The organism is Thalassospira sp. MCCC 1A01148, assembly GCF_001613795.1.
Taxonomy (GTDB): domain Bacteria; phylum Pseudomonadota; class Alphaproteobacteria; order Rhodospirillales; family Thalassospiraceae; genus Thalassospira.
Genome location: NZ_LPVZ01000020.1, coordinates 542,026 through 561,810 on the forward strand (window position 1 = coordinate 542,026; position 19,785 = coordinate 561,810).

Here is a 19,785-nt window from a genome sequence, read left to right on the forward strand (position 1 = left end):
CTCCTTATGGAATGTATCGAACTTTTTCTTTACGACTATTTTGAACGTTCAGGTATTCTGAGATCTTTTTATCGTCCCATCTAGACAAGCAGTCTAACAACTTCTCTGCAGTGAAGTCTTTATTGTAGTAAGTACGCCCGACATTCAGGTCCTGCTCAAAGACTTTCTCAGTTCCAGCTTCGATTTCCGACAATGCCTGCACCTGAAGCTTTACACCCGTTATGATTGACTTAACACTACCATCATGAATCTGATCCCCCTCGACGAAATCGACCAACCCTTGATGCAATATCGGACCGGAATCAATACCCTCGTCTAGATGGAAAACCGTAACACCCACATATTCCGGCTCATTGTTGAAAAATGGCCAAAATGATGTTGCCACACCTCTGTAGTAGGGGGATAAGCCCAAATGGATATTAACGAAGTGAGGCGTCATATCCAGCAAGTCACGCTTCACCAGACTGGTCCCGAACACAGCAAAAGCATCGGGCCTCAGACCTGCGATTAAATCTATCACCTCCGGTCGATTCAATCTATCCGGGTCAATCTGAAAGAATGGAACACCTTCGGGTATAGAAAAATCACCACCCCCCATAGGGAGCAGATACTCCTGCTCTTTTTGCTCGAACTCCCGCAAATAACTTGCAATAACATCAGCTCCAGAAAGAGTACCTAGTTTTGCCCTCTCTGCGAGATTGCGCTTTGGCTGCTTCCCCTCTGAAAAGATACCAACAACTTCATGTTTTTTGCATATTTGGTTCACCATATATTTGTGACGAACCTTGTTACTTGTCAGAATAATTACTCGCATCAAGCCCTCTTTCCGGAAGTAAGTTCATCAGCCAACGACAATAATCGCTCTCCGTAGGTCGCCCCATCTTGGCAAACGAAATATTCGCCGAGTGCGCCAAGCGATTTCTTTACATTGTCGTCTTTTGAATCTTCAAGAACCTGGCAACAGGCATCCACCAGCTTCGTTGTTGTAGTGCATCGCCCGACACCAGGCCCTGAAAACTCTGAAAAATGTCGTTGCCGCGCCGTGGCCTCGTAAACTCTGCGGATCTCTTCATCAACGTTTTCAGAGGTCATCAAGACCTGAACTGGTTTTTTGCAAAGAACCGCTTCCAGAAGGATTGTTGACAATGGCGACACGACACCGGAAACCAATTCCAAGAGCTTTCTTGTTGGCTCATAAGGGGCCATATCAAAGCTATCATCAGGTTCTTTACTAATACGCCTGTAATAAGCCTCCATATGGGGGTCCATTGTGACATTTTCGAACCCGCACTCAAAGAAGTCTGGCTCATTTTCCATCAAACCACTTCGCCAAGGATGCGGTCTGTAGACAACATGACAACGCGGGATATCCCCACGAGTTATAGCGTCATCAATAATCTTAAGATGCCTAGTTTCCTCAACGCTTTTGCTTGTTCCGCCGTAAAGCAAAATTGGGAGACCTGCCGGAACCCCAAACAGCTGACGGAGCTCGCAATCATTTTCGACGACTGGCTTTCTGTATATTTGAAACTGGGCAGCACCAAAAACAAGCACACGCCCCTCTGGAACTCGCATATACTCCATGGCATGCCGTTTCGTTTGTTCTCCCCACACAACCAATCGGTCTGCTGGGCCGGTTGCTGAAGATTTCTGAGAAGGATTATCCCAAGAATTCATTAAACACACATAAGGTATTTTTAGCCTCTTGCAGATAGGCCCTAGCTCATTGATAAAATATCCAGTCAATATTGAAGGATGAATTACAATATCTGCCTTCTCTTCCTCCACAAAACTTAGAAGATCTTTGTGCACCCCCATATATCTTTTGTAAAGGAATGCAAAAACTCCAAAAATAATAGGCAGGGAAAGAAAAGCGTGTTTTCTGACCAATGATGCCGGTCGCATGCTCTTGAAAAGCTCAAGCCTATCCACGTAGTAATCCGTACCACGCAAATTGTGTAAAACCGTCGGACAAAACAGATGATCCCACATACCCATGCGGTATCGGCTTACCTGAAATCTACACCAACTCTTTAAGCCCAACTTTTCAAGATCGAAATTAATGCCGAGCTTCTTCGAACTATCATCGGTGTGGAATACGTATTTTACGTCATATTTTTCTTCCAACTCATTAAATGCACCAGACAAAATAAAGTGCCGAATAAGCATATCAAAATCGAGAAAAACCAAAGCCTTCTTTTTCATATCAACCACAAACCAAGAGAAACACAAAATATTTGAACCAAAAAATTGGTTCACACAACTATTCCCATAATAAAAGACAAGAAAAAACTGCCAACGTCTCCTCACTCACATGATGCTCAATCCCCTCGGCATCGAACTCCGCTATTTCGGGGTCCACCCCGATAGAGACCAAGAAGTTATAGACGATCTGGTGGCGTTCGCGACATTTTTTGGCAAGCGTTTCGCCTTTTTCTGTCAGGAAGATCGAGCGATATGGGCGGGAGGTGACATAGCCGTCGCGTTCCAGGCGCTTGATGGTGTTATTGACTGTTGCCGCTGTCACGCCAAAACGTTCTGCCAGCGCGACGGAGCGCGCCTCACCTTCTTCGGCAATCAGGTCGCCGATCATTTCGACATAATCTTCGGTCACTTCGCGGGCATGCGCATCACGCAGGCGCGCGAAAACTTCGGCCTTGTTATGACGCGGATTAAGCGGCGTGTCTTCGCCCATTGATCTCTCCACTGCAGACTTCCGGAACCTTCATAACAAGTAAGCTCGCAAATAGCAATTTAGCCTTGACTAACTTTGAAAGTCCGCACATAAATAGGGGACATTCACCAGAGTAATTCCAATTTGCTGTCGGAAGCCCTGATGCAGATCTTTTCCCCACTTCGTCCAGTCATCAGCTACCTTGCCCTGCTTGCGGCAATTGTATTTGCGAGCACGGCGACATCACATGCTAAACCGCTTAATGTGGTTGCAACGACATCCATGATTGCCGATGCCGCCCGCCAGATTGCTGGTGATCGCGCCGAGGTCAAGGCGCTGATGGGGCCGGGTGTCGATCCGCATTCCTATCGTCAAACCCGAAGCGATATCGCCGCCATGGCGCGCGCCGACCTTGTTCTTTGGCATGGCCTGTATCTGGAAGCACAGCTTGAAGAATTCTTCTTTGATCTTGGCAAACGCCGCAATGTCGTTGCGGTTGGCGAAGCTGTGGCGCGCGACAAGCTTTTGAGCCATGCTGATTATGATGGCCGGTTTGACCCGCATGTCTGGATGGACCCGAAACTTTGGGAAACCGTTGTCTATGCCGTGCGTGATGCGCTGATTGCGACTGATCCCGATGGTGCGGCGACCTACACCGCCAATGCCAAAGCACACGTTGCCGAGATCAAAAAACTGACCGCCTACATGGCGTCCGTCACCGCCACCGTGCCGGAGAAAAGCCGGGTTCTGTTGACCGCGCACGATGCATTTAGCTATTTCGGACGCGGATATGATTTCGAGGTGCTGGGCATTCAGGGCATATCAACCGAGTCTGAAGCCGGTCTGCGCCGGGTCGAGGAGCTGGTTGATACCATTGTCGAGCGCGAGATTTCAGCAGTGTTTGTTGAAAGCTCTGTCCCGGAGCGCAATGTCCGTGCCCTGATTGAAGGGGCTGCGGCCCGTGGCCAGGACGTGGCGATTGGTGGTACGCTGTATTCCGATGCCATGGGTGAGCCGGGAACCTATGAAGGCACCTATATCGGCATGATCGATCACAATGCCACATTGATCACGCGTGCCCTTGGCGGGGATGCACCCGAAGGCGGTTTTCAGGGCAAACTTGCCGCCGGGTCCTGATCCCCGACAAGCATAACGTAGAGCCGACAACGCAAAGCGAAACAGGACACGAACCATGAGCAACGCCAAACTGGTTGCAGAATCGGGCAAGATACTGGACGTCGCGGCAAAGGATGCGCCGCTGACCGTGCGTGGCCTGACGGTGTCCTATGGCAACAAGCCAGCCGTATTTTCCGTTGATGCATCAATCCCGGCGGGCTCCATGACAGCCATCATCGGCCCGAATGGTGCCGGCAAATCGACCTTCCTGAAAGGCGCGCTTGGTGTTGTGCCGCGTCTTTCAGGCGAAGTGCGTATTTTTGGCAAACTGTTTGAAGATGCGCGTGACCGGGTTGCCTATGTTCCGCAGCGCGCCAGTGTCGATTGGGATTTCCCGGCGCGCGTCATCGATGTTGTCCTTATGGGGCTTTACGGATCGGTCGGGCTGTTTCGTCTGTGGCGGGCCCGCCATCGTGAACAGGCGATGGACTGCCTGAAGCGCGTTGGCATGGTCGATTTCGCGGACCGCCAGATCGGGCAGCTTTCCGGCGGCCAGCAGCAACGTGTTTTCCTGGCCCGCGCCCTGGCCCAGAATGCAGAGTTCTATTTGCTGGACGAACCATTTGCCGGTGTCGATGCCGCGACCGAACGCGCCATTGTTTCGGTCTTAAAAGAGCTTAAGGCCGAAGGCCGTACGGTGGTCTGCGTACATCATGATCTATCGACCGTTGCAGAGTATTTTGATCGGGTTCTTCTGATCAATGTGCGGCGCATTGCCGAAGGCCCGGTCAAAACGACCTTTACGGCCGAGAACCTTCAGGAAACCTATGGCGGGCGTCTTGCCACGACCCACATTGATGAATTGCATCTGGCCTGAGCGACATGGGGTTTTTTGATTATTTCATAAGCGCCCTTTTCCTGCAGGCTGGCTATAACAGCGCGCTTGTTGCAATCGGTGCGGGCTTGCTTGGCCTTTCGGCCGGCAGTGCGGGCGCGTTCATTTTTCTGCGCAAGCGCGCCCTTGTTTCCGATGCGATCAGCCACGCCACCCTGCCCGGCGTCGGGCTTGCCTTTATCATCATGGTGGCCTTTGGCAGTGATGGGCGCTGGTTGCCGGGACTTATTCTGGGATCGGCGGTTTCATCGGCCATCGGGCTTTTGATGGTCGAATGGATCACACGCAAAACCCGCCTGACAGAGGACGCGGCCATTGGCGCGGTTCTGTCGGTGTTTTTCGGGTTTGGCATCGTGCTTTTGACTGTCATCCAGACCATGTCATCAGGCCGTCAGGCGGGGCTTGAGAACTTCCTGCTGGGCTCAACAGCTGGCATGCTGATTTCAGAAGCCACCACCATTGCCGTTGCCGGGGCGCTGGCCGCCGCGTTTGTTTTCCTGCTTAGGCGCCCGATGACCCTAGTGGCGTTTGATCCGGAATATGCCGCAACGACTGGTGTCAATGTGCGTAATATCGATCTTGCCATGATGGGCCTTGCCCTGATTGTCACGGTCATTGGCCTAAAGATCGTCGGTCTGATCCTGATTGTTGCCCTTTTGATCATTCCGCCGGTTGCCGCACGCTTCTGGACCAATCAGGTCGGCAAAATGATTGGCATTGCGGCGGTCATCGGTGGTCTTTCTGGCTATATCGGTGCGGTATTGTCCGCCGCCGAAGCATCGCTTCCGACCGGTCCGATCATTGTTCTGGTTGCCTTTGGTTTCTTTTTGATTTCCGCCCTGTTTTCGCCATTGCGCGGCGGGTTGGCATCAGCCCTGCGGCATCAGCGTTTTCAGCGCCGTGTCCATCGTCGGCAGGGATTGCTTTCGCTTGCACGGCGTGAACCGATTTATGATGGTCTGACCATTCGTATCCTGCGCCGTGCCGGGATGATCCGCGCAGACGGGGTTGCCACCGCACGCGGACGGATTGCCGCAGAAAAGGCCGCCCGTGATGAAGCGCGCTGGGCAATGGCGCGCCGGATGTTGTCCGACGATTCAGCTATTGAACGCTATGACGGACTGACCCCGATTGAACGGATGATGACCCCGGACCAGATTGCCGAAATTGACCGCATGATCCAGAACGCACAAGCCGCGAAAGGAGCCAAAGCATGATCAATGACCTGATCACAGCCCTTGGCGCGGAGTTTGTGCAGCTGAGCCTGACGCCGATTGTGATTGGCACACTGGCTGCCATTGCCTGTGCATTGCCCGGTAATTTCCTGTTGCTGCGCCGTCAGGCCCTGATTGGTGATGCGATCAGCCACGTCGTGCTGCCCGGTATTGTTGCCGCCTTTCTGGTGACGGGCACAATTACCGCCGTACCGATGATGATCGGTGCCGGCGCGGCCGCCATTATCGCGGTAATCATGATCGAAATCGTCAAACGGCTGGGCCGGGTGGAGCCGGGCGCGGCCATGGGCCTGGTTTTCACCACCCTGTTTGCCGCCGGCGTTCTGTTTCTTGAAATCACAGATACCAGTTCGGTCCATATTGATGTGCAGCACGCGCTTTTGGGCAATCTTGAAAGTCTGATCTGGTTTGACGCAAACGGTTGGGGATCGCTTCTTGATCCCGCAGCACTGGCCACACTGCCCCCCCAATTGCCGCGTCTGGCCGTTGTTCTTGTTGCGATTACACTGTTCATTTTCCTGTTCTGGAAAGAATTGAAAATATCGACCTTTGATGCGGCCTTTGCCGGTGCGGTTGGCATTCGCACCCGTACACTTGGTTTTGCGCTGGTGGTGGCAACAGCCGTTGCAGCCGTCGCAGCCTTCGATGCGGTCGGATCGATTATTGTGATTGCGATGTTTGTCTGCCCACCAGCCAGTGCGCGACTGATGACCAACCAACTGGCTCGACAGGTTGGCTGGTCAGTTATCTTTGCAACCATTTCGGCCGTTCTGGGTTACGTATTTGCAGGCTATGGTCCGGGCTGGTTTGGGTCACCCTATGCGGTCAGTGCCGCGGGCATGATTGCCACGGTATCAGGTGTGATCCTGCTCCTTGCTTGCCTGTTTGGTCCGCAACGCAAACGCACCGGCCAACAGGCCGAAACCTGATTGTTTCATCTGGCAGGCCTGACCAAGCACATGCATAGTGATGCGATGAATGGTCTCGTGCGAAATAGCCTTCAAGGGATATGTCTAATCGGCATGCTGGTTCTGGCCAGTGCGACGACAAGCCATGCCCAAACAGAACAACTGGAAGCAGAACTCCATCAATTCGGTGACATCGAACTCATAACGTTTGAAGGACGCGAGGACTTCCTGAGGAAGATCGACACGGCACTCGGACTTGGCAATATCAAGGACCCGAATCAGACATTTGCCAGGCTGCCGCGATCCCCGTTCACCGTGACCGGGCGTCAAAATGGTCAAGCGTTGACGACCTGCCGGATTTTTGTCCCAGCCAGGCTTACCCCCGAAAACAACAGCGAAATTTTTGCCGAACTGATGCGCAACTGGTTTGGCACAAGCCTTAACTATGCCAGCGACACCGGCCTTACCTATCGCTGGCTGATCTTTCATGAAGCACGTCATTGCCAGCCCGATCATTTCGGCGGTGACGCGCTTAAGGATAATCGCGACGAACACGAAGCCGACCTGTTTGCATTCAACAAACTGGCAAATGCGCAAAACCGCGATCAGCTTGCCATCGATATCACGGCGTTTCGCATGATCACATCTGCCCTGATTGCCCGGCCAAGCCATATGACAGGCTTGTCGCTCAAGCGTGCCATTGAAGCAAGGACACCACTTGATGCCAGCGTGGAAATGGCCGCCTTTCAAACGGTACGCGCGATGATAAACCGGCGGGCAAAATCAATTGCCACAGCCATCAATCCCACCAACCGGGAACTGATTCGTGCCATTACCGAGTTGCGGAAAGAAGCCGGGCAGGAAACGGGCAGATCAAGTGATCCGCTAACTGTCGAAATCCTGATCGCGCTCGATGACGCCATTGCGCATTTTGCGCCAGCCCTGCATCGGTCCGTCGCCAATGTCAGGGCAAATTGACCGAAACCAGACTTAGCGCCCCGCCTTGCGCCAGAATGTCATGGCAAGACACTTGTCGCGATCAAGACCCAGCTCCTTGCGCCAATAATTATGGATGGGCTTGTAATCGGACTGCTCCACTCCGGCCCAGCAATACACACTCTGACCCGCGTCGGGCAGATCGACAGATCGAATGGCATCTTGCAGCAGGCTACGTTCCACCACCTTCGCGTCATCGCGAAAAAGCCATGTAACCTGTATCTGACTTTCTGTTTTTACCGAAATGACGTCGGATTGGCTGCCGACCTCGATGAAGGCGTGGCCCGATACATGATCCGGCATTTCGGCCAGATAGCGCCCGATGGCCGGCAAAGCGGTTTCGTCCCCCGCCAACAGCATCCAGTCGGCGTCGGGCAAGGCGGTTCCAAGTGGCCCTGTCATGGCAACCACATCACCGGGACTGGCATGCATGGCAAAAGCCGAACCCGGGCCGTTATCGCCATGCATGACGAAATCGACATCAACCCAGCCGGCCCCGGCGTCGATTGCGCGGATCGTATAAACGCGCTGTTCGACGGTGTTTTCATCACTGGGCCAGACGGGCATGCCATTGTCCGCCAGGGTCGGCCATTGCGGATTTTCCTGCCCACGTGGCGGGATCAGCAACCGCACATGGATGGCTTCGCTGTCATATGCCTCAAGCTCACTGCCATGAAGGCGCAAGCGCCGCATATGCGGCGAAAGGTCGGTGATCTCGCCCACGGTCAGTTCGCAGAAATTGGGCAACTTTCCATTGCCTTTGCCCGCCCCCTGCCAGCGGCAATCAAGATCGGCGTCTGGCATGGCCTGTTGCAGGATGGAAATAATCGCAGACTTCATCTGCATCACATCCACTTCACTCTTGGCTGCAATTTCAACCTCAAGCGCAGTTTCTGTACAGCTCAGTTGGATCTGGCCGACAGAAACTGAAATCCGTGTCCGATCACCCTGACAGGAAACCTCGAAATCATGTTCCCGATAGAATGCGGCAGCCTGATTGATCAGGGCCGCAGAGTTTGGCAACGCAATGCGCGTTTTGGCGGTCAGTAGCGATGTGGACATGATTTCCCGGATAAATGGGCGAACAGGATTGGCCCATTGTTAATAGTAACAATGATAGGCATTCTCAATAAAAATTATCATTGATTTTGCCGGCCCGTGATAGATGTTTGTCACCTATGCTTGCCCCGCCCCCGCGCGGTAAGCCCGACATTTATTGATTACCGGAAGTCTGAAAAAAGCGATGCCTGACAAGATCCGCCGTCTTAAATCATTCGAGTTTCCCGTTGCCGTTGACTGGGCTGCCAAAGAAGGCTGGAACCCCGGCATTCATGATGCAGAGGTGTTTTTCAACACCGATACCGAAGGGTTCTGGGGCGCGTTTGACAAGCAGGGACTGGCGGCTGTTATATCAGCGGTTCAGTACAGTTCGGACTTCGGGTTTGTCGGCTTTTACATCTGCCGCCCGGACCGTCGCGGATCGGGTCTTGGCTATCGGTTGTGGCAAACGGTGCTTGAAGACAGCGTTCTGAAGACCGTTGGCCTTGATGGTGTGGTCGATCAGCAGGACAATTATCGCAAATCCGGTTTTGAGTTTGCCCATCGCAACATCCGGTTCGGCGGCGTGGTAGAGACCGATGTCGACATCCCTGATGATCTGATCACGCTTGAAATTAATGACATCGCCATTGTCGATGCATTCGAACAGACCTGTAACCTGTTTCCGGAAAGCCGCCTGAACTTCCTGCGCGGCTGGATCGGGAACGCCAAGCACACTGCCCTCGCCCTCAAGGGCCCGATGGGTATTCGTGGTTATGGCGTTATTCGACCATGTCTTGAGGGCCACAAGATCGGCCCGCTATTCGCACAGGATACCAAAGATGCCAAAATTCTGTTTGGTGCCCTTTTGCAAAGTCGTTCTGATCAAGGCAGCAAGGTCTATCTTGATGTACCCGAACCCAATCAGGCTGCCGTCGACCTGGCCAAGATGCACGGCATGGTGCAGGAATTTGAAACTGCACGGATGTATAAGGGCCCGGCACCCGAACTGGATCTCGATAATATCTTCGGGATTTCATCGTTTGAGCTGGGTTAATTTGCCGCACAAGCCACTCAAATATCAGAATATGTCAGGATTCCAGTCCTGTTCTTGAGCGTAGCCAACGTGTAAAAGCAAACAGTGCAAACCTAGGAAAGACAACCTGTTATTCTTAGGGTGGGGTTGAGAACCATACGAAAGTCTGGCAACAAACATTTAACCCTAAATGCATGGCAAAGGGGGAACCAACGCCATAATTTTGCAATTCGGGGCGCTGCGTGCGTGACACTTTTTATGTTTGCGCACAGGAAGTTGCCCCAAGCGTATGGAAAACCGGTAACGCAAACCCAATTTCAGGAGTGTAGTCCGCGTTTGATTTCCATCTGGTAGCATTCCATGCAGTCCGTTTTTTGTCCGCATGGCTGTCAGACAACCGATTAGTTATGACCCGCCACGTGTCGCCCGCCGTCATGCGTTAAGGACACGTTTGAGGAATTTGTTTTAAGGCCGGATACCAAAAACCGATATGGATATAGCGACACTTATTGGAATTATCGCCGGGATGGGCGTTATTTTTGGCGCCATCTTGATGGGCGGCAGCCTTGATTCGTTTGTCGATGCTCCATCAGTCATGGTGGTTTTTGGCGGAACAGCCGCGGCAACCCTGATCAAATTCCCGATGCGCGATGTCATCAAGTCGCTCAAGATCGGTGTTGGTATTGCATTCAAGAACCCCAAGGAAGATCCGCTTTCCATCTATGAGAAGGCGATTGAGCTTGCAGGACTGGTCCGTAAGAACGGCCTTCTTGGTCTTGAGAATGTCGAGATCGACAATGAAATCATGGCCCGTGGCATCCGCATGTGTGTGGACGGTCACAGTGGCGAAGTGATCCGAAGCTCTATTTCAAGCGAGGTGGAAAAATCCATCCAGAATGACGAGCTTGGCGAATTGATGTTTCGCGGCATTGGCGACACCGCGCCAGCCTTTGGCATGATCGGCACCCTGGTTGGCCTTGTACAGATGCTGGCCAACCTTTCAGACCCGGACGCCATTGGCCCGGCGATGGCGATCGCCATGCTGACAACGTTTTATGGTGCGGTTCTGGCAAACCTCATCGCACTGCCGATTGCCGACAAGCTTGCGCTTAAGGTTGACCGGCTCAAAAACACCAAACAGCTGATCATTGAATCGGTCGTGCAGATTCAAGCCAGCCAGAGCCCGATGGTCATGAAGGAAATCCTTGGCCCCTACCTTCCGGGCGGCGTTCCGGCCGACGAAGACGGCGGCGGAGAATGATCTTGATGGTCGCGAGCAAACAGGCAACAGGCTGGGCATAAGCCATGGCAAAGAAACCCGCAGCAGGCGCACCGGCTTGGATGGCGACATTCGCCGATCTGATGTCGTTGCTGCTTGTCCTGTTTGTGCTTTTGCTGACCTTCGCCGAGATGGATGTCATCCGCTATAAACAGATTGCCGGGTCGGTTAAAGCTGCGTTCGGGTTCTCGCAACAGGACCAGCTGGCAGGCGTGATCGAACTTGATGGTTCGATTGTTGGCAAATCGCTTAAGGCACCGACGCCAGATACGCCGCGCGTGGTGTCGGAAATTCCCCCCGTCGATCCGCCAAAGGTTGAGAACCAGAACAAGGACAGCAAGGAAGAAAAGGCCGAGGCGCTTGAGGAAACCCTGAGCTCCGTTCTGGACAATATGGGCCTTCAGGATCAAGTCGGACTTGAACGCATTGATGGCGAAGTTGTAATGCGGTTCCCCAACGAACTGGCCTTTCCGTCCGGCTCTTCAGGCATGACGCAGGAATTCGCCGCCATTCTTAATCGCGTCGCCCCCGTGATCAACCAGACCGAGGGCGAAATTCAGGTCGCCGGGCATACCGACAATGTTCCGGTATCGGCTTCGTCACCCTATATATCAAACTGGGACTTGTCGGCAGCACGTGCGACGTCTGTTCTGCATTTCCTGATTGATCAGAACGGCACCGATCCGGGCCGCATGGTAATCCAGGGATACGGCGACAGCCGCCCGCTTGATACCAACGACACCCCGGAAGGCCGCGCAACGAACCGTCGGGTCGAAATCACCATTGAAATGGTCGACACCAACTACGAGGCGGGTGCGAACGGCGCGGCAAATGACGGACAAGGCCCGGCACCGACAGAAGGCGAAGTTGGCACAGGAAATGGTAATGGCAGCGGTGATGGCGCAGTTAGTGGTGATAGTCAAAGCACCAATCCGGCACCGGAAAGACGCCGTACATTTAGCATTCCTGATGGTCTCTGAGGGCGATCCGTCCATAGAACTGTTTGGCAAAAACCTGCCGCGAGAAGGGGGCATCGCGCATCATGGTCAGCCATGACAACAAGAAAAAGACGATCCTGTATGCGGACTACAGCGAACGCAATATCAGTGCTGCGCGTGCTGCTGTGGAACCGCTTGGCTTTGGCAAGTTTGTTGATTGTGACGACCGTGAACGCACGGTCGAGCTGGTCCTGGAACTCAAACCTGACATCGTGTTGATCGGTCTTTATCTTGATGGCATTCGGGGTATCTCAACCATTCGTGCCATTCGCGATGCCGCAACCAGTGACAATCCATACGGACGCACTGTGCCGATTTTGTTGGGGGCACCGAAACTTGACCGGCGCGGCATGCGTGATGCCGTCGATGCCGGGATAGAAGGCGTTTTCCGCCAGCCTGTCGATCCCCAGCGTCTGACAAAGATCATTGAAGCCGTTCTGAAAAAGCCCAGACGCTTTGTGTTTGAAGAAAACTATTTCGGTCCGGCCCGCCCGCAGGACATTGCAAAAACCAACGAACCGGCGCCAACGGCAAAAGAACCCGATAAACCCGCTAAACCCGATACTACCAAAAAACCAGCAGCCCCCGCCGCCGAGCTATCCAACAGCAAGGACGTACCGGAAAAGTCAGAAAAGGGCACTGCTGGCCCGGCAACACGCACAAGATTGCCAAAGTCATCTCCTTCATCCCCGTCATCCCCTGCGGTTGGAACGACGACAAACCTTGATATCGCCGCATCGCGGCCACGCCTAAATGGCGCGGGACAGACGTTTGATGACGGCGAGCTTGTCGGTGTGCCAACGGCGCGCGACAAACGCACAGGCGCGCAGAATTTGGAAGCCCTGCAATCAGCGAAAGAGGCCCTGCCCACCGCGACCCCGCAGAGCGAAAACAAACCTTCAGAAGCGCCCACACAGGAAGTTGACGCCGAAGACACGATTGCCGAGCAAGATGAAGAGCTTGTCGAAATTGATCTGCATGCGGCCCTGATCAGTCACAAGCTGTGGGTCGATACCGGTGGGCGTGAAGGAACGGTCATGTCAATCGAACATGCCGATCTGCGCGAGGCGGAGCTTGAAGGCATTGATCTTAGTCGCTGTGGCTTGCCCTATGCCAGTTTTCAGCGCGCCAACTGCAAAGATGCAGTTCTGCGCCGTTGCAACCTGATTGCCGCCGACTTCGTTGAAAGCAATCTTGATAACGCCAATCTGGCTGCAAGCCGCCTTTCCGGGGCACGCTTTAACAAGGCGATGATGCACAACACTGTGTTTCTGGGGTCTGATCTGTCAAACGCCAACTTTCGCGGGTTAAGACTGCCCAACTGCGATCTGAGCGGTACCAATCTTGCGGGCGCCGATTTCCGTGATGCGGACCTGAGCGGTACACGGGGCCTGTTTGCCGAACAGATCCAGCGCGCCCGTGTGAATGCCAATACCCGCCTGCCCCGTGGCCTTAAACTGCGTGATTAATCAAGGTCGCAAACCATATGCAGGCTCGGAAAGGTGAAATCCGGTGCAAAGGGTGCTGCGAAATCGCCAATGGCCCGAAAACCCCGCGATTCATAGAACCGTCTGGCCGAAAGTGTGGAATAGCATTCAAACCGTGTGACATTCTCGGACGCCTTGGCATCGCGCACGCACCGATCAAACAGCATACTGGCGATACCCCCGCGGGCATATGCCGGATCGACCGCGAAATGCCGAACATGGGCCAGCCCCGATTGAACATCACCGTCCTTGCTGCCCGGTCGCACTGCCGTCCAGCCCCCGGCTCCAACGACGTAGCCGGTTTCGGCCCTCGCCAGATAATAGGTCCCTGACGCCAGAAGATCCGGGTTGGCCTTTGCCAGAAAGGTCATCCCGCGCTCAAGGATTTCGGGCGCATAGTCATCGACCAGAAGCACCGAATAGGAGCGCGCAAACAAGGCGCTTACTGCGGGTGCATCGTCGGGGGTGGCAATATGAAGCGTGATACCAGCCATCTGCTTTCCTACCTGCGCCCGAACATCTTTTCGATGTCATTTAGTTTCAGTTCGACATAGGTCGGCCGGCCATGGTTGCACTGCCCGGAATGCGGGGTGGCTTCCATCTGGCGCAACAGCGCATTCATTTCATCGGCATTAAGCTTGCGGCCAGATCGCACCGATCCATGGCATGCCATGGTGGCGCAGACATACATCAACCGATCTTTCAGTGCCATGCCCTGCCCCAGTTCGGCAATTTCATCGGCCATGTCACGCACAAGTGCGCTGACATCAACCTTGCCCAGCATGGCGGGCACTTCACGGACCACAATCGCGCCGGGGCCAAACGGCTCGATCACCAGACCAAGCTCGGAGAATTCCTCGGCCCGCTCCGCAATGCGATCTGCGGATGCCTCGTCAAGTTCGACGACTTCGGGCAGCAAGAGCCCTTGTCGCTTTACACCGCTTTCGGCCAGATCGGCCTTCATGCGCTCATAGACAATGCGTTCATGTGCGGCATGCTGATCAACAATCACCAGCCCGTCACGTGTCTGGGCGATGATGTAATTGGCATGCACCTGTCCGCGCGCCGCCCCCAGGGGATGATCCACAAACTTGCCTTCATCGGCGATGTTATCAATGCGCGCCGACGGTGCGGCGGCGTCATATCCGCCAGACAGGGCTGCTGCCGCGGCCGCAGCAAAGCCGCCCTCGCCACCTGCGATGTTAGCGCTACCATTCCCGCCGAACTCGCGCCCGCGATCAAACAGGCCGCCATAGTTTCCGGGGGTTTCCACCGGGGCCTGGGCGGCATAGTCACGTTCAATGGCTGCGTGGCCCGGCACGCTGGGCTGATACTGGCCGATGTTAAACCCGCCACCACTTCCGGTGCGCGCACCACCGCCATAAGGAAGTGAGGGTCCCTCACCTTCGCGGCGCACAGCGCCCAGGGCCATGTCGGCCACCGTGGTTGAGGCGCGATGCCCGGCCCCGGCCAGCGCATGTTTCAGCGCACCGACAATCAATCCGCGCACCAGTCCGGGATCGCGGAAGCGGACCTCGGTCTTGCCGGGATGGACGTTGACGTCGACATCGCGCGGGGTCAGTTCAAAGAACAGGGCCAGCAACGGATGACGATCACGTGCCAGAAAATCCTGATAGGCCCCGCGCACCGCCCCTTGCAGCAGCCGGTCCTTGACCGGGCGGCCATTGACGAACATGAACTGCATCTGGGCATTGCCACGGTTGAGTGTTGGCACCCCGGCATAGCCGGTCAAGCGGATGCCTTCACGCTCTGCCTCGATCTGAAGGGCATTGTCCTGAAACTCGCGCCCCATGACAGCACCCAGCCGTTTAAGACGCGCATCAAACAAATCACCTTCGCAGGCCGGGTAATTCAGGATTGTCTTGTTGTTATCACCACTGAGCGTAAAGCCAACATCCGGACGCGCCATGGCCAGGCGGTCCATGATCTCGCGCGCATACATCTGTTCGGTTCGCGCCGTTTTCAGGAACTTCAGACGTGCTGGCGTAGCATAGAAAAGATCACGGACCTCGACCCGCGTGCCATAGGGATGGGCGGCCGGTTCCGGTTCGCCCTTGGCCCCGCCTTCAACCACCAGCGTCCATGCATTTTCAGAGCCGCGCACACGGCTGGTCAAACGCATCCGTGACACTGACCCGATGGATGGCAAGGCTTCCCCGCGAAAGCCCATGAAGCCGATATTGAACAGGTCATCATCGGGCAGCTTGGATGTGGCGTGGCGTTCGACGGCCAGTCCAAGTTCCTCGGGCGTCATGCCCTTGCCGTCATCGGTAACGGACAGCAACGTGCGCCCGCCATCGCGCAGATTGACATCCACCTTGGTCGCCCCGGCATCCAGCGCGTTTTCCACCAGTTCCTTAAGCGCAGCCGCAGGACGTTCGACCACCTCACCGGCGGCAATCTGGTTGATCAGGTTCTGTGGCAGGACGCGCAGGGTCATAAAGGCGGTGCTCGTGATGTTCGGATGGATATTGTTGTTTGAAATGAACCTACCAAAGCACAAAGCGCGGCGAAATCCCTTTCACCGCGCTTTGCAACTTTTCCGATGTGGTTCTGCGATCAGAAGACCAGATCACCTTCCGGCTTGCCAACCACGGTGACCGTGACACTGGCCGGGTCCATCAGATCGGCGGCGACACGGTTGACGTCATCAAGGGTCACGGCATTGACCATGTCATTGCGACGATCAAGGAAGTCCATGCCAAGCTCTTCCTTTTGCATGCCGACCAGCATGCCCGACAGGTTGCCAAGGCTGGTGAAGCGCAGTGGGAAGGCCCCCGTCAGGTAGGCCTTGGCATTTTCAAGCTCTTCCGGGTCAATGCCATCCTGCTTCATCTTGGTCCATTCGGTGCTGATCAGCGACAGGCTTTGCCCGATCGCGTCATTGCGCGTCGCAACCCCGCCCATCATCAGGTCGGCATGGTCCAGATTGGCAAGGTAGCTATAAACGCCATAGGCCAGACCGCGCTTTTCACGAACTTCCTCTGTCAGGCGCGATGAGAAGCCGCCACCGCCAAGAATGTAATTCATCACATAGGCGGCATAAAAATCCGGGTGCTTGCGCGCAATACCTTTCTGGCCCCAGATCGCCTGACTTTGCGGGATGTCCTGTTCGACCACCTCGATGGTGCCAAAAGTCGGCTCCACATCGGCGACTTTTGGCAGATCGCTGTGATCGGGCAGCGCACCAAAGGCTTCATCAAGCAGGGGGCCGAGTTCTTCGGCCGTGATGTCGCCCGCAACCCCGACGATCAGGTTGTCCTTGGCAAAGGCCCGGCGCACAAAGCCACGGAAATCATTGGCATTGAGCCCCGCCACCGTTTCAAGCGTGCCTGACGGTGGGCGTCCATAAGGATGATCACCAAAGATAGAGGCGAAGAATGTCCGGCTTGCGATATCACGCGGATTGTTTTCCGCCTGTTTAAGGCCCGAGACAATCTGGGCACGGATACGTTCGACCGCCTCGTCATCAAAACGGGGTTCGGACAAAGCCAGCCGCAAAAGATCAATCGCGGTTTCGCGTTCACGCGTCAGCGTGGTGAGGGAACCTGAAAAGTCATCACGCCCGGCATCGAACGACAGGCTGATAGACCGGTTTTCCATCTCGCTGCGGAAGGTCTGGCTATCCATTTCGCCGGCACCTTCGTCAATCAGGCCAGAAACCATGTTGGCCAGACCAAGCTTGCCTTCCGGATCGGTAGATGCCCCGGCACCGGTAAAGGCGATATCCATGGTCATTAGCGGGTTCATGTGATCTTCGATCAGCCAGGCGCGAATGCCGCCGTCCGAAATCACTTCCTGTACCTCGACCGCCCTGGCCTGTTGCGCAAAGCCAACGCCCAGTATCGCGGCAAAGGCAACACCGGCAATCTGTTTAAACAGCTTGTTCATATCAGTGCACTCCTTCGCCAGACGTGATTGGCAGCGCGGCACCGCCACGCGTGACCGGACCACCTTCGGGCGGCATCAGCCAGCCGGTGACAGATCTCTTGTCATCGAACACCCGTTTGGCAGCGTCATTGACCTGATCGACGGTCACGGCCGAAATCCGGTCCGGCCAGCTTTCGACCTGATCGACACTTAAACCAACCGCAAGCGACTGCCCCAGAACACGCGCACCAGCCGAAAGCGAATCACGGGCAAAGACCGCACTATCAAGAAGCTTTTGCTTGGCGCGGTCGAGTTCATCCTGCGTCACGCCATCGGCAACGACCTTGTCGATTTCGGCCTCGATCGCCTGTTCAAGGTCGGCAAGTTCAACATCGCCGCGCGGAACGCCATAAACCCCGAATGTCGCCAGATCGACCGCGACCGGGTTATAGAAAGTACCAACACTTGATGCGAGTTGCTGATCAACGACGAGCGACTTGAAGAAGCGGCTGGTGGTGCCAGAGCCGATAATTTCGCTGAGCACATCAAGCGGCGCGGCATCGGCCGCATCGGTATTATAGGATGGTGCCAGGTAATAGCGTGACCAGGATGCCTGACCAACCTGCGGGTCGCGCATGGTAACCTTGCGCGGGGCGTGCTGAACCGGCTCCTGAACCCGGTTGCGCGTCATGTCCTTGCCGCGCGGGATGACGCCATAATATTTTTCGGCCATCGGCAGCAATTCATCCATCGTGATGTCGCCTGCAACAACCAGAATGGCATTATTGGGCGCATACCAGTTTTGATAAAATTCAAGCGCATCCTCGGTGGTGAGTTGTTCCATCTCGTGGCGCCAGCCAATGATCGAACGGCCATAAGGATGGGCCATGTAAAGGGATGCACGCATCTGTTCGCCCAGAAGCGCCCCCGGGCTGGTATCAAGCCTGGACCGGCGTTCTTCGATGATCACATCACGTTCGGGCAGAACCACATCATCTGACAGTTTCAGATTGGCCATGCGGTCGGCTTCCATTTCCATGACCAGATCAAGGCGGTCACGGGCGATGTTCTGGAAATATCCGGTATAGTCCCAGCTGGTAAAGGCGTTGTCATTGCCGCCATTGCGCGCAACGATTTTCGAAAAGTCGCCGGGCGCAATATCGTCGGTTCCCTTGAACATCAGATGTTCAAGAAAATGGGCAATGCCCGATACACCCTGCGGTTCGTCGGCCGAACCGACCTTGTACCAGACCATGTGGGTAACAACCGGTGCGCGGTGGTTTTCCACCAGCACGACCTGCATCCCGTTATCCAGCGTGGCAGTTTGCGGATTGAACACCGCAGCATATGAAAAAGCGGGGGCAAAAAAGACCGTAATCGCGGCCAGCGCAATCGCAAGTATCGGCGTGCGCATCTTTGATCGGAAAGTTCCAGAAAATCTCATTGTGGCGTCCCATTCCAATTCAGGCATGGTTGTGCAAACCAGATGTTTGAATGCCGCTACGTTAGATGGCAGCTTCCAACAGGCATTTCTTAAGAACCGAATATGACAGAACAAGGGCGCGAAACCATCGCGCCCTTGTCTGAATGCATCAAATTGTCGTGTGGTCGCAGGACCATCTGGCACAGCTTAGAAGATGTCTTCCAGCCAGCCTTTCTGTTTGCGTTCGATTACAGGTGTGCCGGCACCACCGGAAACATTGTCACCAAGCGCCTGCTGATCGCGGATACGCTTGGCCTCTGCGGACGGATCAACCACGGATCCGAATTCCGGCTTGTCCTGCCAGAACAGAAGGTTATCGACAACACCTTCGCTTTCGGAAATGAAGATCGAGGTTTCACGATCAACCGTGTTGCGGATTTCCGGATCGGCATATTGCGCACCAGATGCCGACAGAAGGGCAACCTGACCTTTGCTGCGTGTACCTTCGGTAATGTCACGCTTTACCGCATTGGGATCATCGCCAACCAGAATGCGACGTGCCTGATCGGTGGTCGAACCGGTTTGCGGGCGCGGTGCCCCCGGATCGGGTACGCGGAGCGTAAAATCAGGCGGCAAGCTGAGCGGGGCGCGCGAGACAACGGCAAACTCGTCCGGGGACTGTTTGTTCAGGCCAAAGGTTTCGCGGGTTGATTCACAACCGGAAACACCAAGCGCAAGTCCGCCCAGCAGTGCAATTCTGAAAATATTGGTCGTCAGTTTCCGGGCCATTTGTGCCTCATTACCACTCC

At 54.9% G+C, this 19,785-nt stretch carries 18 protein-coding genes; 9 read left to right on the forward strand and 9 right to left on the reverse strand.

Translation table 11 applies throughout. The annotated features are described in order from the left end of the window. Positions 1–4: 4 nt before the first annotated feature. The 3 genes from AUQ43_RS12025 to mntR are packed head-to-tail and all read right to left on the reverse strand — an operon-like array spanning position 5 to position 2,695. Positions 5–814, reverse strand: coding sequence for a formyl transferase (locus tag AUQ43_RS12025; RefSeq protein ID WP_062956505.1), 810 nt, complete (start codon positions 812–814; stop codon positions 5–7). Then, positions 814–2,259 carry a hypothetical protein gene (locus AUQ43_RS12030; RefSeq protein ID WP_114129788.1) on the reverse strand — a complete coding sequence of 482 codons (1,446 nt, stop codon included), beginning with the start codon at positions 2,257–2,259 and terminating at the stop codon, positions 814–816. Before AUQ43_RS12030 ends, AUQ43_RS12025 begins: the two co-directional genes overlap by 1 nt. Before the next feature lie 4 nt (positions 2,260–2,263). After that, positions 2,264–2,695: a manganese-binding transcriptional regulator MntR gene (gene mntR / locus AUQ43_RS12035; RefSeq protein WP_062956507.1), complete on the reverse strand. Its 432-nt coding sequence runs from the start codon at positions 2,693–2,695 to the stop codon at positions 2,264–2,266. Positions 2,696–2,836: 141 nt separating this feature from the next. Between mntR and AUQ43_RS12040 the strand changes: the two genes are divergently transcribed. The 5 genes from AUQ43_RS12040 to AUQ43_RS12060 all read left to right on the forward strand — a co-directional run bounded on the left by AUQ43_RS12040 (position 2,837) and on the right by AUQ43_RS12060 (position 7,806). Continuing rightward, a complete protein-coding gene (locus AUQ43_RS12040) occupies positions 2,837–3,811 on the forward strand; it encodes a metal ABC transporter solute-binding protein, Zn/Mn family (protein WP_062956508.1) in 975 nt (324 codons plus the stop codon). Positions 3,812–3,866: 55 nt separating this feature from the next. Next, complete coding sequence (locus tag AUQ43_RS12045; protein ID WP_062956509.1) at positions 3,867–4,667, forward strand: metal ABC transporter ATP-binding protein; 801 nt, start codon at positions 3,867–3,869, stop codon at positions 4,665–4,667. A gap of 5 nt (positions 4,668–4,672) precedes the next feature. Further along, positions 4,673–5,902, forward strand: a complete 1,230-nt coding sequence (locus AUQ43_RS12050; protein WP_062956510.1) for a metal ABC transporter permease — start codon at positions 4,673–4,675, stop codon at positions 5,900–5,902. Next, on the forward strand, positions 5,899–6,849 hold the full coding sequence (locus AUQ43_RS12055) for a metal ABC transporter permease (RefSeq protein ID WP_062956511.1): 951 nt from the start codon (positions 5,899–5,901) through the stop codon (positions 6,847–6,849). Before AUQ43_RS12050 ends, AUQ43_RS12055 begins: the two co-directional genes overlap by 4 nt. 93 nt (positions 6,850–6,942) lie before the next feature. Next, positions 6,943–7,806, forward strand: a complete 864-nt coding sequence (locus AUQ43_RS12060; RefSeq protein ID WP_062956512.1) for a hypothetical protein — start codon at positions 6,943–6,945, stop codon at positions 7,804–7,806. A 12-nt stretch (positions 7,807–7,818) separates the two neighbouring features. Here the strand turns inward: AUQ43_RS12060 and AUQ43_RS12065 are convergent, their stop codons facing one another. Next, positions 7,819–8,886: a siderophore-interacting protein gene (locus AUQ43_RS12065; protein ID WP_062956513.1), complete on the reverse strand. Its 1,068-nt coding sequence runs from the start codon at positions 8,884–8,886 to the stop codon at positions 7,819–7,821. Positions 8,887–9,067: 181 nt separating this feature from the next. On the opposite strand from AUQ43_RS12065, the gene AUQ43_RS12070 reads away from it, so the two are divergent. The 4 genes from AUQ43_RS12070 (at position 9,068) to AUQ43_RS12085 (ending at position 13,644) form a co-directional block, all read left to right on the forward strand. Then, a complete protein-coding gene (locus AUQ43_RS12070; RefSeq protein WP_062956514.1) occupies positions 9,068–9,919 on the forward strand; it encodes a GNAT family N-acetyltransferase in 852 nt (283 codons plus the stop codon). 469 nt (positions 9,920–10,388) lie between these two features. Continuing rightward, positions 10,389–11,159 carry a motility protein A gene (locus tag AUQ43_RS12075; protein WP_062956515.1) on the forward strand — a complete coding sequence of 257 codons (771 nt, stop codon included), beginning with the start codon at positions 10,389–10,391 and terminating at the stop codon, positions 11,157–11,159. 44 nt (positions 11,160–11,203) lie between these two features. Beyond that, a complete protein-coding gene (locus tag AUQ43_RS12080) occupies positions 11,204–12,157 on the forward strand; it encodes an OmpA family protein (RefSeq protein WP_084272089.1) in 954 nt (317 codons plus the stop codon). 62 nt (positions 12,158–12,219) lie between these two features. Continuing rightward, complete coding sequence (locus AUQ43_RS12085) at positions 12,220–13,644, forward strand: pentapeptide repeat-containing protein (protein WP_062956516.1); 1,425 nt, start codon at positions 12,220–12,222, stop codon at positions 13,642–13,644. On the opposite strand, the gene AUQ43_RS12090 is transcribed toward AUQ43_RS12085, so the two are convergent. From AUQ43_RS12090 to AUQ43_RS12110, 5 genes are all read right to left on the reverse strand, one after another. Further along, positions 13,641–14,156 (reverse strand): GNAT family N-acetyltransferase, encoded by a 516-nt coding sequence (locus AUQ43_RS12090; RefSeq protein WP_062956517.1) that lies wholly within the window; start codon positions 14,154–14,156, stop codon positions 13,641–13,643. The two genes, AUQ43_RS12085 and AUQ43_RS12090, sit on opposite strands and share 4 nt — an antisense overlap. 8 nt (positions 14,157–14,164) lie before the next feature. Continuing rightward, positions 14,165–16,123, reverse strand: a complete 1,959-nt coding sequence (gene mutL / locus AUQ43_RS12095) for a DNA mismatch repair endonuclease MutL (RefSeq protein WP_062956518.1) — start codon at positions 16,121–16,123, stop codon at positions 14,165–14,167. Positions 16,124–16,242: 119 nt separating this feature from the next. After that, on the reverse strand, positions 16,243–17,574 hold the full coding sequence (locus AUQ43_RS12100; RefSeq protein WP_062956519.1) for a pitrilysin family protein: 1,332 nt from the start codon (positions 17,572–17,574) through the stop codon (positions 16,243–16,245). Position 17,575: 1 nt separating this feature from the next. Continuing rightward, positions 17,576–18,967: a pitrilysin family protein gene (locus AUQ43_RS12105; protein WP_232310668.1), complete on the reverse strand. Its 1,392-nt coding sequence runs from the start codon at positions 18,965–18,967 to the stop codon at positions 17,576–17,578. Between the two features lie 216 nt (positions 18,968–19,183). Then, complete coding sequence (locus AUQ43_RS12110) at positions 19,184–19,765, reverse strand: DUF3035 domain-containing protein (RefSeq protein WP_062957273.1); 582 nt, start codon at positions 19,763–19,765, stop codon at positions 19,184–19,186. Positions 19,766–19,785: the final 20 nt, after the last annotated feature.

Excerpts from the sequence above, each read along its gene's own strand:
- AUQ43_RS12025 (WP_062956505.1), bottom strand. The coding sequence starts at position 814 with ATGCGAGTAATTATTCTGACAAGTAACAAGGTTCGTCACAAATATATG.
- mntR (WP_062956507.1), bottom strand. The coding sequence starts at position 2,695 with ATGGGCGAAGACACGCCGCTTAATCCGCGTCATAACAAGGCCGAAGTT.
- AUQ43_RS12040 (WP_062956508.1), top strand. The coding sequence starts at position 2,837 with ATGCAGATCTTTTCCCCACTTCGTCCAGTCATCAGCTACCTTGCCCTG.
- AUQ43_RS12045 (WP_062956509.1), top strand. The coding sequence starts at position 3,867 with ATGAGCAACGCCAAACTGGTTGCAGAATCGGGCAAGATACTGGACGTC.
- AUQ43_RS12050 (WP_062956510.1), top strand. The coding sequence starts at position 4,673 with ATGGGGTTTTTTGATTATTTCATAAGCGCCCTTTTCCTGCAGGCTGGC.
- AUQ43_RS12055 (WP_062956511.1), top strand. The coding sequence starts at position 5,899 with ATGATCAATGACCTGATCACAGCCCTTGGCGCGGAGTTTGTGCAGCTG.
- AUQ43_RS12060 (WP_062956512.1), top strand. The coding sequence starts at position 6,943 with ATGCTGGTTCTGGCCAGTGCGACGACAAGCCATGCCCAAACAGAACAA.
- AUQ43_RS12065 (WP_062956513.1), bottom strand. The coding sequence starts at position 8,886 with ATGTCCACATCGCTACTGACCGCCAAAACGCGCATTGCGTTGCCAAAC.
- AUQ43_RS12070 (WP_062956514.1), top strand. The coding sequence starts at position 9,068 with ATGCCTGACAAGATCCGCCGTCTTAAATCATTCGAGTTTCCCGTTGCC.
- AUQ43_RS12075 (WP_062956515.1), top strand. The coding sequence starts at position 10,389 with ATGGATATAGCGACACTTATTGGAATTATCGCCGGGATGGGCGTTATT.
- AUQ43_RS12080 (WP_084272089.1), top strand. The coding sequence starts at position 11,204 with ATGGCAAAGAAACCCGCAGCAGGCGCACCGGCTTGGATGGCGACATTC.
- AUQ43_RS12085 (WP_062956516.1), top strand. The coding sequence starts at position 12,220 with ATGGTCAGCCATGACAACAAGAAAAAGACGATCCTGTATGCGGACTAC.
- AUQ43_RS12090 (WP_062956517.1), bottom strand. The coding sequence starts at position 14,156 with ATGGCTGGTATCACGCTTCATATTGCCACCCCCGACGATGCACCCGCA.
- mutL (WP_062956518.1), bottom strand. The coding sequence starts at position 16,123 with ATGACCCTGCGCGTCCTGCCACAGAACCTGATCAACCAGATTGCCGCC.
- AUQ43_RS12100 (WP_062956519.1), bottom strand. The coding sequence starts at position 17,574 with ATGAACAAGCTGTTTAAACAGATTGCCGGTGTTGCCTTTGCCGCGATA.
- AUQ43_RS12105 (WP_232310668.1), bottom strand. The coding sequence starts at position 18,967 with ATGCGCACGCCGATACTTGCGATTGCGCTGGCCGCGATTACGGTCTTT.
- AUQ43_RS12110 (WP_062957273.1), bottom strand. The coding sequence starts at position 19,765 with ATGGCCCGGAAACTGACGACCAATATTTTCAGAATTGCACTGCTGGGC.